A 12,572-nucleotide genomic window follows, 5' to 3' on the forward strand; every position below is an offset into this window, starting at 1 on the left:
GGCGCACCCTACGGCCACTAGGGGCGGAGCCCCTATTGAGCGGGTTTCAGATCCACAGATTCCGCTGAGGCCCCTAAAAAGGAAATATAAAAAATAAACGACGCAAAGAACTCACACACAAAAGCACATTCAACACCTATGTAGATTTATCAATTAACCCCCAAGAGAAGACCAACTCTTGACACCACCAACAATGATATACGCGTCATGGTTAGATTCATCACGATAATAAACTTTTATATTTTTTGACGACCGCACTAGCGACATCGCCTTATCCGCAAGCAACTCGTCGCTATTTGGAACCATACTAAAAATGGACCTATCACAAACATATCTCTTGCCTCTAACTCTATACTCCACAGAAAGATTAACTTGACACCTGTGGATTACAAAATTACTGGGCCCCAATGCGCGGACATATTCTTTATGAACTTTCTTTGCACTCAAAAGCCGCCCTTTTACGGAAAAGTAATCACCCTCAATATAGGAAAAAAAACCAGAAGTGCTTTTCATCCCCGCATCACGAGCAAAACATTCTATTTTACAAACAATCAATTTACGTAGTTTGACGCAAATAAAGCCAAACGATGCGGCTGCAAGAAAAAATATGATAACCCAAGTCAGATCCATGAGATCACCTCGCAAAAAATCTAATTAAACCATCCAGCTTACCGACAGATACCAGTTTCAAATCACCTGACCCCAGCACCTCAAACCGGCCCGAGCATCTGAAGACACCCCCCCATGGCAGGATTTACATACATAAACGCCACGACCAGTTTCCGCTCGGAAAAATATACCTCTAAAATACATAATTCAACACCTCTTAAAAACCTTAATTGACGCCAGCGCAAAAACATACAGTGCAAAACTATTCCTAATAATATCCGCCCCGCTTTTTTAAATTTCGTCAATAATTTTATAGACATAGGACTTTATGTTCGCTGACATATCCAAGTGCCACTCTCAGTGTATCCAGCATAATTGCACGCTGTCCGAACAGCGCTTTCAGTCCCGGCCAACAGCCGAAAAGCGCCTGTTATCAATTTTCCCGGGGCTCAGATTCTATATTTCGTCCAGGGAAAAACAAAGGTATAGATCCTGGTGACGACAGAGAGGGGAATACAGACCAGAATGACGATAATCCCCAGCAGGCCGCGCATGATATCGCTACCCTCTTCATTTTTCTCGTCCTTATCTGACAGGTAGGCGTTGTAGCAGTGATCCGGGCCGTCGATTGGCAGAAAGGTAAAATCGATGACCCGCTCCATCACTTCCCAGTAGGGCTTGAACGGGGTGTCTTCCACCCTGGCAAAATAACCGGTCCGCGCGGAAATGGTGGCATCCGGGTTGCCTCCGGCAATTGCATTGCCCAGCTGGTCTATCGCGATCAGCACGCCCCCTATCCAGCTCATATCCTGTCTCTATGGAATTATTGAACATTCTCTCTATGTCGCAGCCCGGTTCTTGTACCCGGCAGGCGGACATATAAACTTTACACGAAATATTTGATTGCAGGAAACGGCGGGATTTGTTCTATGGGCTTTGATCAAGCCTTATCATTAGGAACCTTTGGGCCGGGGCGCCGACAAAGGCTAAAACTGCGAATCGAAGCGAAAGTGCCGGGGCCGGGATTTGGGAGCCAATGGTTCCAGAATCCCCGCCCCGGCACTTTGCCGGCAACTCAAGTGAAGCTTATCGTCACTGAAGACGGCGCGGGCGCCGGGCCGACTTGGTTTTGCGGGACTCGGACTTTTTCCCGCGGGAACTGCTTGCGCGGGAACTGGTTCCGCGAGAATTGCTCCCGGTCACATAGGTCCTCTCCTCCTGAACCCCGCCATCCAGTTTGTGGATCTTTACCGAGGCCTCCTTGCCCTTCATAAAGGTACTGGTGGCACTGATAATCTCACGTTTGGTTTCCGCGGTCAGCGAGGCTCGAGCGGAGCCCTCCCTGGCCAGTTTCCAGTGATCGCCCTCTTTGGTGATGTGATAACTCTGCATGCGAACCTCCTCGACTGTTGCAGATAAAAAACCCATCGAACGGGCCGGACGGCACATCAGGCCTTGAACAAATCGGTATCGATGAAATCGGCTCTGACCATGGACCAGAAGTCCGTCGCCAACCCGGCTTCAACATAAGCATAGGGCAGCCAACCGTAGCCCTCCACGCCCCAGCCCGTTCCCCAGGAATTGCGAATCAGCAGGGCGCCCTTTTCACCGGCGATTTTCTTTTTATCATCATAGCCGACGGCGAGCACCGCATGGCCGCCCTCGAAGGAGTCGCCGGTGGTCGGGAAAGGAATCTCACCTTTGCCGTCGCCCGGAGGCGGCATGGAGGAGTAAACCGTAAAGCCGAACATCGCCGTCAACTGGCCGGCGAGGCTCTCCTTGATCCTGCCGAGCAGTTCACTTCTGTCCACATCCGGCGGGTCGAGACGGAAGTACTCGATCGCCTTGTAGCTTTGTGCGAAGGTGAAACAGAAGCTGCTGGGGTCATCGTTGAACTTCTCGGGATCGTAGGGCCAGTACTTTTCCGCCGGAACACCGAACAAAACCATCGCTTTCATAGTGTCGCGCAGAAAGGCGCCGTCGTCTCCGGTGAAACCGAGTAATTGCCGGGTCACCTTGTAGAGGAACAGCCGTGAAGCATCCAGGTGTTTGCCGAAGGCTCTCCGCTCAAAGTATTCCAGCATGCCGACACCGGCGTGGGCGGTACAGGAACCCAGCTGCCCCTGGTCTTCGATCGGCGAACAGAATTCGCGTAGGTCCACTGAGGGCGGCGGCGCCTTCAGCGCCTGCTTCAGCGGTGTGGACTTACCGAGTATTCCCGACACCGATTTTGTCGAGGGTGTGTAATCGCGAATATCCGGGAGATCGCGATTCCAACCGAGCCCGCGGCCGTGTATCTGCCGCATAGCCGTACTCCTTTGCTACACCGAGTGGCAGCGCAGGCCGCTGGAATGCATCCAGCAACTGCCGGCGACCGGACATTGCACGTCAACGGCGATGGGGATGGCGCCGCCCGGGCACTGGGCCATGCTGATACCGGTACACCAGTTGCCGGTATCCAGCTGGTAGCAGGCCGCTTCACCGACCGGGCACTGGGAATAGGCCATCACTTCCGTGTCACCCGGCAGGCAGTGGCGCGGGAAGGCCGGCATTTCCTCCAGCGGAATGGGCTGGTGAGTGTAGACCTGCGGGGTGCCGCAGAGGTCGTTCCAGAAGCCGTCCCAACCGGCGCAGCCGCTGATCAGTGAGGCCGCGGCGAGCGCGGTTATTGCAAATTTACCTTTCATAGACGATACAGCGCCGGCCGCCGTAAATTTCGAAACACTGGGCGCTCGGCGGGCAGATGGAGCCGGGAGCGAGTTCCTCGGCGTCGCCGGGACAGCTGGTCCTCTGCTCCGCATGGGCGGCACGGGGAATCGGTTTGCTGTGGGGATAGACCACTTGCTCGCGGGGGTTGGTAACACCGCAACCGGCGAGCAGCAAAGAGGCGGCGGATGCGAAAAAAAATATCGTCCGTTTCGGCATGGGAAATTCCTCCGTAGGGTGGCCCCTCTCCCCCATCCCCTCTCCCCAACGGGAGAGGGGGGCTATTCCTTTAAGTCCCGGGATCAGTAGACCCGCATTACCGGAAAAAACCAGCAGGCGGAACCCACCGATTGCATTTCCCCCTCCACACTGCAGTGGCGGCTTGCCGCCGGCGGCGCATAGGAATTGGGTTGGTAATTGCCGACCTCGACGAAGTCGGCGCTGTGACTGTTGTCATCCGGGTCGAAAAAGAAGGGATCGAAGCCGTCCTTGTCGTCGACGGGAAGAAGAATGCAGCCTTGCAGGGCCAGCGCTGTTACCACCGGCAGGGCGAATGTCCCTATGCGCTTCATTTCCGAATACCTCTTTACTTTCAGAGTGGCGCGAAAGGTTTGTATTCTTCAGTGTAGCTGGCGGGATTTTTGGCTAGGGGGTGGGCGATAATTTATGCGCGGAATTCATCGAGTATATACATAGGAGCGGGCGGCACATGGCCGCGATCGGTGTGACAACTTCACCATCGATCGCGGCCATGGGCGGATGGCCGCCCCGCCGCTCCTACAGGAGAGTGGTGGCGGGTCAGAGCAACAGGCGGCGCACGTCGCCCAGCACGTCGACCAGGTAGGTCATAAAGCGCCCCGCATCGCTGCCGTTTACCGCGCGGTGGTCGTAGGACAGCGCCAGCGGCAGCATCTGCCTGGGTACAAACTCCTTACCGTTCCACACCGGCTGCACACTCAGCTTGGAAACACCGAGGATACCCACTTCCGGCGCGTTGACGATCGGCGTAAAGCCGGTGCCGCCGATGGCGCCGAGACTGGAAATGGTGAAGCAGGCGCCCTGCATGTCCCGGGGTTTCAGCTTGCCGTCACGCGCCTTCAGCGCCATCTCACTGGCCTCTTCGGCCAGTTCGTACAAGCCCTTGCGGTCCACGTCGCGGATCACCGGCACCATCAGGCCCTTGGGTGTATCCACCGCCATGCCGATATGCACGTAGTCCTTGCGCACAATGTGTTCGCCGTCGTTGTGCAGCGATACGTTGAAGCTGGGCTCGGCGCGCAACGCGGCGGCGGCGGCCTTGAGCAGGAAGGGCACGGGGGTGAGTCTCACGCCGCGCTTTTCCGCCTCCGCCTTCATGGATTTGCGGAATTCCTCCAGCTCGGTGATATCCGCGTCGTCGAACTGGGTGACGTGGGGCACGTTGAGCCAGTTGCGGGCCATATTGGCGGCGGTGAGCTTGTGGATCTTGGACATGGGCTCGGCGGTTACCGGGCCGAACTGGCCGAAGTCCACGTCCGGCATCTTGGCAATGCCGATACCGGCGCCGACGCCCAGGGCGCCCCCGCTCTCCGCCTTTTTCACCTGCTCCTTGATATAGGTGTGCAGGTCGTCCTTGGTCACGCGGCTCCGCGGACCGCTGGGCTTGACCTTGTTCAGGGTCACGCCCAGTTCCCGCGCCAGCTTGCGCACCGCGGGGCCGGCGTAGACTTCCGCGGAAACGGTGAGGTCCCGCTCCACCTGGTGGTCCTTCTGCGGTGCCGCGGGGGGTTCGGCCGTTTCGGCAGGCTTTTCCTCTTTGGCCGGAGCTTCCTTCTCCTTGGGTTTCTCTTCCGCGGGTTTTTCTTCCACAGATTGCTTCGCAGCGCCGGAGGACACTACTTTCAACACGCCCAGGTCGTCACCGGCGGAGACCTTGTCGCCCTCCTTCACCGCGATGGAAACCACTGTGCCGGAAGCCGGCGAGGGAACGTCCATGGAGGCCTTGTCGCCCTCCAGCACCACCAGCGAATCGCCCTCGGCCACTTCGTCGCCGGGCTTTACGCAGATTTCGATCACGTCCACCTGGTCGGCACCACCCAGGTCGGGGATGGTGATGGATTCTTCCTTTTCCTCGCCGGCTTCGGAGGTTTCACCACCGGTGGTCTCGGCCGACTCCTCTTCGGTTTTTTCCGGCCCAGAGGTTTTCTCCTCCGGCTCGGCCTCCGCCTTTTCCTCGTCCTTTGCCTCGCCCTCGGCCTCTGTTTCGATCTCGCCGATCACATCGCCCTCGGAGACCTTGTCCCCTTCGGACACGGAGATGCTGAGGATTTTGCCCGCATAGGGAGAGGGCACGTCCATGGAGGCCTTGTCGCCCTCCACAACGATCAGCGAATCCTCTTCCGCGACGGTATCGCCCGCCGCCACGGTGATTTCAATTACGTCCACCTGATCGGCACCGCCGAGATCAGGCACTTTAATGACTTGCTTTGCCATGTTTTTGCCTTCCTTTCGAGCGTGCCTCAGCTGATACGCGGGTTAATTTTTTCCGGATCGACATTGAGCTTGCGGATGGCCTCGCTCACTTCTTTTGCGTCAATCACGCCCTGCTTCGCCAGGCCATTCAGCGCGGCGACGACCACATAGTTGCGATCCACTTCGAAGAAGCGGCGCAGCTGTTCGCGGGAGTCGCTGCGGCCGAAGCCGTCTGTGCCCAGTACCGTGAGGTCGCCGGGAATGAATTCCCGCAGCGGCTCCACGTAGGAACGAATGTAGTCGGTGGCGGCCACCACCGGGAATTCGTTGCCTTCGAACTGCTGGGTAATCCAGGGTTTACGCGGTTCGTCCTCCGGGTGCAGCATATTCCAGCGCGCCACGTCCTGTCCCTCGCGGGCGGCTTCCACGCCGGAGGTGAGATTCCACACGTCGGAGGTCACGCCGAACTCCTTCGCGAGGATTTCCGCCCCGGCCAGCACTTCGCGCAGGATGGTGCCACCACCGATCAGTTGGACATGCTTCTTGGCCGCCTTGCCTTTGCCGCTTTTCTTGGCTCCGGACCTGACGCGGTAGATACCGCGGATAATGCCCTCTTCCACGCCCTGGGGCATTTCCGGCTGCAGGTAGTTCTCGTTCTCGATGGTGATGTAGTAGAAGACGTTCTTCTTCTCCTCGTACATCTCCTTCAGGCCGTGCTGGATAATGACCGCCAGCTCATAGCCGTAGGCCGGATCGTAGCTCTTGCAGTTCGGGATGGTGGACGCCAGCACGTGGCTGTGGCCGTCCTGGTGCTGCAGGCCCTCGCCGTTCAGGGTGGTGCGGCCGGCGGTGGCGCCAATCAGGAAGCCCCGCGCCTGCATGTCGCCGGCGGCCCAGGCCAGGTCGCCGATGCGCTGGAAGCCGAACATGGAGTAGTAGATATAGAAGGGCACCATGGGCACGCCGTGGTTGCTGTAGGCGGTCGCCAGGGCAATCCACGCGGACATGGCGCCGGCCTCGTTGATGCCCTCTTCCAGCACTTGGCCCTTCTTGTCTTCCTTGTAATACATGATCTGGCCGTGGTCGACCGGGGTGTATTTCTGCCCTTGGGAAGAGTAGATGCCCAACTGGCGGAACAGGCCTTCCATACCGAAAGTGCGCGCCTCGTCGGGGACGATGGGCGCCACGTTCTGGCCCATGTTCTTGTCCTTCACCAGCGCGGCGATGGCGCGCACGAAGGCCATGGTGGTGGAAATTTCGCGGTCGCCGGAGCCCTTGGTCAGGGCGCTGAAGGCGTCCAGGCCGGGCACCTTCAATGCGGGGAAGTCCGCCTTGCGCGACGGCACCGGGCCGCCCAGGGACTTGCGGCGCTCGGCCATATATTTCATTTCCGGGCTGTCCGGTGCCGGGCGGTAGTAGGGAACCTCCTCCAGCTCCTTATCGGACAGCGGGATACCGAAGCGGTCGCGGAAGCGCTTGAGGGCGTCCAGGTCCAGCTTCTTCACCGAGTGGGTATCCATGGCCGCTTCACCGGCGGCGCCCAGGCCGTAGCCTTTTACCGTCTGCGCCAGGATTACCGTGGGCTGACCCTTGCTGGCCATGGCCTCGGCGTAGGCGGCGTAGACCTTGTAGGGGTCGTGGCCGCCGCGGTTCAGCTTCATGATTTCATCATCGGAGAGGTCTTTGACCATCTCCAGCAGTTCCGGGTACTTGCCGAAGAAATGCTCGCGGGTATAGGCCCCGCCGTTGGCCTTGAAGTTCTGCATCTCGCCATCGACCACCTCGTCCATGACTTTCTGCAGCAGGCCCTTGTCGTCTTTTTCCAGCAGCGGGTCCCACAGGCGCCCCCAAAGGACCTTGATCACGTTCCAGCCGGCGCCGCGGAAGACGCCTTCCAGTTCCTGGACGATCTTGCCGTTGCCGCGCACCGGGCCGTCGAGGCGCTGCAGGTTGCAGTTGACCACGAACACCAGGTTCTCGAGGTTCTCACGGCCGGCCAGGGAGATGGCGCCGAGGGTTTCCGGCTCGTCGCACTCGCCGTCGCCGAGGAAGGCCCATACCTTGCGGTCGCCCCGCGGAGACAGCCCGCGGGCGGACAGGTAGCGCATCATGTGCGCCTGGTAGATCGCCTGAATCGGGCCCAGGCCCATGGATACAGTGGGGAACTGCCAGTAGTCCGGCATCAGCCAGGGATGCGGGTAGGAGGACAGACCGTTGCCGTTCACTTCGCGGCGGAAGTTGTCCATCTGCTCTTCGTCGAAGCGGCCCTCGAGATAGGAGCGAGCGTAGATACCCGGGGAGCTGTGGCCCTGGAAGAAGATCAGATCGCCCAGTTGCTCGCCTTCGTTGCCGCGGAAGAAGTAGTTGAAGCCCACATCGTACAGCGTGGCCGCGGAGGAGAAGCTGGCGATATGCCCGCCCAGAGCGTCGTCGTTCTGGTTGGCGCGCACCACCATGGCCAATGCGTTCCAGCGGATCAGTGAGCGGATGCGGCGTTCCATAAACAGGTCGCCGGGCATGCGCTTTTCCGCGCTGGTCGGAATGGTGTTGCGGTAGTGGGTGGTGATGGCCGGGGGCAGCTTCACCCCCGCGTCAGTGGCGCGTTCGGACAGCTGCTTCAGCAGAAATGCGGCACGCTCCTTGCCGCTGTGGCGGATTACCGCCTGCAGCGCGTCCAGCCACTCCTGCGTTTCCTGGTTGTCGGTTTCTTCGTGCATCAAGTGCTCCTCGGCGAATTGTGCGACGTCGAGTCGGTCTTTCTTATTTCAGAATCAATGTTGGCAACTGGACAAAGTACAGCGCTGGGGCGGCGGTGCCCCACTGGTAAAGGAATCGCGCGGAACCTGACATCGCCGTCCGGCTCGACTTACTACCGGGACAGAAGGAAGGGTACCTCTCTTCCGCCATTCGTAATTCGACAGTGAAAGTTGGCCCACCCAGGCCAGCCGCTCGGCAGCTGGACGGTCGTGGCGAGCCTCAAGCGGGGGCGATTGTAGTATTACTACAAAAGTTTTTCCAGATAGGACATTTAGTAACAATTAAAACCAATTACTAAAACAAATATATGCTGAATCGGCCAGTATACGGACGATATTGCGGAAAAACCGCTAAGAGTAGTTACAAAATCGAGTCCAAAAATTGCTTTTCGGTCACGTTCCTGGGGACCTCCGGGGCTGAGGGGCCGTCCGCCGTGGACGGCGCAACGCAGGGTGCGGCTTCGATAACCCCGATGCTTTGGCGCGACCACGTATTCCTGGCTAAAGTTTTTCTGAAAGCATGCCCCGTACAGCCGCACTCGCACCGCCTTTCCGTCAACCGAGCAATACACCATGAAAATGACTCGAATCCCGCTGTTGATACTCTTCGGCCTCAGCCTGGCCGTCGCCAACACCTCGGCCGCGCCGCCGGGCGATAAGCCCCAACAAGTCAACACAGATTTCCTCTTCGTACAGTCGGCGAAGCGCATGAGTTTCGACAAGGGCACCAACCGGCTGACATTGAAGGACGTCAGCCCGGTGACGCTCTTCTTCTCCGACCGGCCGGAACGTATCGCCGGCAACATGAAGACGAAAGCCTTCATTCCCTTCTGGAGCCAGGGCAAAGACAGCTTCCTTTCCGACCCGCCCAATGCCGACGTCTCGATTCTCAAAGGCGAAATGTTGCACCAGGTTGTGGTAGAGCTACGCAACCCGGTGCTGAAGGGCAGGAATCTGATATACACGGTGGAGGTTCTGAAAGGCGAGATGCCGGCTACCGGTGATATCGTCTCTGTCTTCATCGACGTTATCAGCATGCCGTTGACGTCGATCTCATACGCGGGGCACCACCGGCGCACTTTCCGCCGCGCAGTGCTCTATTGAGTCTCTACCAATCGCGCCCCAAGTTTATTACCGGCAACATTTGTTGCCGGTATTTGTCATGGGGTCAGTTGATTCAGGGAATCCGTTCCCAGCTATTCGAAAATTCCCAGCTGCAGCAGGCGACGCACCGCCTGGGTGCGCCGGGTTACGCCCAGTTTTCCGTAGGCGGATTTCAGGTGGGTCTTGACGGTGTCGGTAGGCACGCCCAGGCGCTCGGAGATTTCCTTGTTGGAATAGCCCTCGACCACCAGCGCCAGGATTGCCAACTCCATTTTGGTCAGTTCGCCGACCAGCCCGGCAGCGGCCAGGTTGACCTTCGCCTCCCCGGCGGTTTGATCGGGAATGATGGTGTCTATCTGCTGTTGCCACAACTCGCGCTGCTCCGGCCCTGTGGAGAGTCCCAGATCCCGCCTGAGCGCCGCCAGTGCCGCGATCACCTCCTCGCCTTCGTCGCGAAACAGCTGAATGGCTCCGCTCTCCGGATCCAGGGCCAGTGCGTCCCTCAGCGCCTGTTTGGCCTGATCCGGTTTGTTCTCCGACAGATAGGTCTTGGCCAGTAGTACCTGCAGTTCCATGGCCCGCAATACCTGGCCATTTTCGATAGACTCCCCGATCGATGCCTTCAGCAACAGCGCGGCCTTTACCGCATCACCTTCGGCCAGGATCAGGCGCACTTTGGCAACCCCGATCCACTCTTCGATATTCGCCTGAATGTAGCCCGAAGGACGGGGGAGGGTTTCGCGGTGGTGCTGCCACTCGTCGAAACAGGCCCTGGCCCGCCCCAGCTCGCCCAGCGCCAGCAGCAGCCGCACCCGCTCGTGCACGACACAGGCGCGCAGGCGCGTCCAGCCGCGCCCCTCCGCCAGCGCCTGCATCTCGTCCAGATAATCGAGGGCGCCCTGGGTATCGCCCGCGCCGTGCAACAGCCGAGCGCGCGCGCTGAGCACACCGATGACCATGTCGACGGTCGCATAGACCCGCAGCGCTTCAAGGCCGCGCTGGAACAGGGTTTCGGCCCGCTGTAGCTCTCCCCGCTGGTAGCGGAGGAGCCCGATCATCGACTCCAGCAGGGCCACCCCCTCGGAGTTGGGCATCACGTGGCGCAGGATATTGCCCAACTGCTGCTCCGCATACCCGATGCCCTCCTTGAGCCTGGCGCCGGCGAGATAGACGAGCGCCTCGAAGCAGGCGGCCCAAGCCTGGTTGTAGACCTGCTTCGGAACCGAGGGAGCCGCCAGCACCTGCCGGGCTATTTCCAGCACCTGCGCGTACTCCCGCCGGACGTAGTGCAACATGCCCGGCAACAGCCTGAAGCAGTCGCGGAGATATACAGGCTCTGGGGGACAGCGGGGCAGCCAGGTGTCCGTCAGTTGCGCCGCCTTGTCCAGCTCGTCGTCGTAGGCGTACAGGTTCGCCTCGATGCAGATGACCTCCACCCACTGTGCCGACTCGAGGGAATACCTGCGGCTCTTGAGCTCTTCCAGCAGCCGCCGCGCCTGAGGCAATCGGTTGCAGAGCACCTGCAGCCAGGCCAGTTGGATCAGCGTCCCCTGGCTCTCCCGCAGCAGCGACTCCGGCAGTCGCCGGACCAGGCCGAGGAATTGGGACACGTAACCCTGAACCAGAAGGCTGATCCCCTCCTCGTCGAGCAGCTCCAGCGCGCGTCCTTCATTGCCGGCGCTGATGGAATGCTGTATGGCCTCCGCCATCAATCCGTGTTTCTCAAACCAGGCACTGGCCCGGCGGTGCAGCTCCACAAGATCCTCCGCGCGAACGGACTCCAGTTGCCGCTGAAGGGCATTGCGGAACAGGGGATGCATTTGGTACCAGTCGCCGCTCTCGTCCAGGCTCTGCACCGGAAGGCGGGAATCCTGCAGCCGCGCCAGCTCGAAACTGTGTTCCCGGTCGCCGGTGACGGCCAGGCACAGGGATGCGCAGAAGCGGTCGAGTATGGCGATGCGGCGCAAAAAACCGGCCAGGGTCCCGGGCATCTGCGCCACCACCTCCTCGGTGAGAAAGTCGGCCACGGATCCGCTGTTAGCGGACAAGGCGCTGACAAGGCGGCTGCGATCGGCGGAGCCCTGCATGGACAGGGCGGCCAGCTGCAGCACGGCCGCCCAGCCACCGGTGCTCTCGCACAACAGCGCCATCTCCTCGCCGCTCACCTGCAAATGGTTGATGTCGCACAACAGGGCCCGCGTTTCCTCCCTGTCGAAACCCAGGTCGCCGCTATCGAGCAGCAACAGGTCGTCGGCCGCACTGTATCGCGACAGGGGGACCGGCGGCATGCTGCGCGAGCCGATAAAAAGGTAGAGGTTACCGGGCAGCTGCAGCAACAGGAGCCGCAACGCCTCGTGCACCGCCGGGTTGTGAATGTGGTGGTAATCGTCGAGAAACAGCGCGTAATGCCGGGAGGGATCCAGAAATCCGAGCAGTTCGGTGATCAGACGCCGGCCGCTGAACTCGCCCGCCGTCAGGCGGCGCTCAACCAGTTCCCCGGTGATCTCCGGGTTAAACTGACCGAGGGCCGCGCCCAGGCAGTAGAAAAAAAGGCCCTCTTCATTGTCCTCCTCATCCAGGGTCAGCCAGGCGGTGGCCAGTCCCCGGTCCTGCAACCGCTGCCGGCACTGCGCGAGGAAGGTGGACTTGCCGTAGCCGGCCGGCGCGGTCACCAGGCACAGGTGCGCCGCGGGAAGCTGCTCGCCGCAGGCCTTTTGCAGCAGCCGCTCGCGCAACACACTGTCCTCCACCAGGTGCGGAGGCGTCAGGCCCAAGGCGATCATGGGCGTCGAACCGAATCTGTTCTCGCTGCGAGCGGGCATCAGGCACTCCGTCCAGGGCGGCTGCGGCGCGGGCATCCAGCCAGGGCGCTTCGCGCGATCCCATCAAAATGAGCGGCACCTCTTCGGGTACCCGCGAGGTAAAGATTTTTATAGTGTTTTAACC

General features: G+C 59.9%; 11 protein-coding genes. 1 reads left to right on the forward strand and 10 read right to left on the reverse strand.

Features of this window, described 5'->3' with window-relative positions:
• Positions 1–153 precede the first annotated feature (153 nt).
• The 9 genes from PP263_RS11140 to aceE form a co-directional block, all read right to left on the reverse strand.
• On the reverse strand, positions 154–630 hold the full coding sequence (locus PP263_RS11140; RefSeq protein ID WP_308368522.1) for a hypothetical protein: 477 nt from the start codon (positions 628–630) through the stop codon (positions 154–156).
• 428 nt (positions 631–1,058) lie between these two features.
• A complete protein-coding gene (locus PP263_RS11145; protein WP_308368523.1) occupies positions 1,059–1,415 on the reverse strand; it encodes a hypothetical protein in 357 nt (118 codons plus the stop codon).
• Between the two features lie 286 nt (positions 1,416–1,701).
• Entirely contained in the window at positions 1,702–2,001 is a 300-nt protein-coding gene (locus PP263_RS11150) for a DUF2188 domain-containing protein (RefSeq protein WP_308368524.1), read from the reverse strand.
• 56 nt (positions 2,002–2,057) lie between these two features.
• The gene (locus PP263_RS11155; RefSeq protein ID WP_308368525.1) at positions 2,058–2,915 is read right to left on the reverse strand and encodes a C1 family peptidase; all 858 of its coding nucleotides are present in this window, start codon (positions 2,913–2,915) and stop codon (positions 2,058–2,060) included.
• 15 nt (positions 2,916–2,930) lie between these two features.
• A complete protein-coding gene (locus tag PP263_RS11160; protein ID WP_308368526.1) occupies positions 2,931–3,296 on the reverse strand; it encodes a hypothetical protein in 366 nt (121 codons plus the stop codon).
• Positions 3,286–3,534 carry a hypothetical protein gene (locus tag PP263_RS11165; RefSeq protein ID WP_308368527.1) on the reverse strand — a complete coding sequence of 83 codons (249 nt, stop codon included), beginning with the start codon at positions 3,532–3,534 and terminating at the stop codon, positions 3,286–3,288. Before PP263_RS11165 ends, PP263_RS11160 begins: the two co-directional genes overlap by 11 nt.
• A gap of 83 nt (positions 3,535–3,617) precedes the next feature.
• Positions 3,618–3,887, reverse strand: coding sequence for a hypothetical protein (locus PP263_RS11170; RefSeq protein WP_308368528.1), 270 nt, complete (start codon positions 3,885–3,887; stop codon positions 3,618–3,620).
• 226 nt (positions 3,888–4,113) lie between these two features.
• Positions 4,114–5,787, reverse strand: coding sequence for a dihydrolipoyllysine-residue acetyltransferase (aceF, locus tag PP263_RS11175; RefSeq protein WP_308368529.1), 1,674 nt, complete (start codon positions 5,785–5,787; stop codon positions 4,114–4,116).
• A gap of 26 nt (positions 5,788–5,813) precedes the next feature.
• A complete protein-coding gene (gene aceE / locus PP263_RS11180; protein ID WP_308368530.1) occupies positions 5,814–8,483 on the reverse strand; it encodes a pyruvate dehydrogenase (acetyl-transferring), homodimeric type in 2,670 nt (889 codons plus the stop codon).
• A gap of 612 nt (positions 8,484–9,095) precedes the next feature.
• Here aceE and PP263_RS11185 point away from each other — a divergent pair.
• On the forward strand, positions 9,096–9,626 hold the full coding sequence (locus PP263_RS11185; protein WP_308368531.1) for a hypothetical protein: 531 nt from the start codon (positions 9,096–9,098) through the stop codon (positions 9,624–9,626).
• Positions 9,627–9,718: 92 nt separating this feature from the next.
• On the opposite strand, the gene PP263_RS11190 is transcribed toward PP263_RS11185, so the two are convergent.
• Positions 9,719–12,448, reverse strand: coding sequence for a LuxR C-terminal-related transcriptional regulator (locus PP263_RS11190; protein WP_308368532.1), 2,730 nt, complete (start codon positions 12,446–12,448; stop codon positions 9,719–9,721).
• Positions 12,449–12,572 lie beyond the last annotated feature (124 nt).

The sequence above is a fragment of the Microbulbifer sp. TB1203 genome (genome assembly GCF_030997045.1).
Lineage (GTDB): Bacteria > Pseudomonadota > Gammaproteobacteria > Pseudomonadales > Cellvibrionaceae > Microbulbifer.

Coding starts and splice junctions, on each gene's coding strand:
- PP263_RS11140 (WP_308368522.1), bottom strand. CDS start 630: ATGGATCTGACTTGGGTTATCATATTTTTTCTTGCAGCCGCATCGTTT.
- PP263_RS11145 (WP_308368523.1), bottom strand. CDS start 1,415: ATGAGCTGGATAGGGGGCGTGCTGATCGCGATAGACCAGCTGGGCAAT.
- PP263_RS11150 (WP_308368524.1), bottom strand. CDS start 2,001: ATGCAGAGTTATCACATCACCAAAGAGGGCGATCACTGGAAACTGGCC.
- PP263_RS11155 (WP_308368525.1), bottom strand. CDS start 2,915: ATGCGGCAGATACACGGCCGCGGGCTCGGTTGGAATCGCGATCTCCCG.
- PP263_RS11160 (WP_308368526.1), bottom strand. CDS start 3,296: ATGAAAGGTAAATTTGCAATAACCGCGCTCGCCGCGGCCTCACTGATC.
- PP263_RS11165 (WP_308368527.1), bottom strand. CDS start 3,534: ATGCCGAAACGGACGATATTTTTTTTCGCATCCGCCGCCTCTTTGCTG.
- PP263_RS11170 (WP_308368528.1), bottom strand. CDS start 3,887: ATGAAGCGCATAGGGACATTCGCCCTGCCGGTGGTAACAGCGCTGGCC.
- aceF (WP_308368529.1), bottom strand. CDS start 5,787: ATGGCAAAGCAAGTCATTAAAGTGCCTGATCTCGGCGGTGCCGATCAG.
- aceE (WP_308368530.1), bottom strand. CDS start 8,483: ATGCACGAAGAAACCGACAACCAGGAAACGCAGGAGTGGCTGGACGCG.
- PP263_RS11185 (WP_308368531.1), top strand. CDS start 9,096: ATGAAAATGACTCGAATCCCGCTGTTGATACTCTTCGGCCTCAGCCTG.
- PP263_RS11190 (WP_308368532.1), bottom strand. CDS start 12,448: ATGCCCGCTCGCAGCGAGAACAGATTCGGTTCGACGCCCATGATCGCC.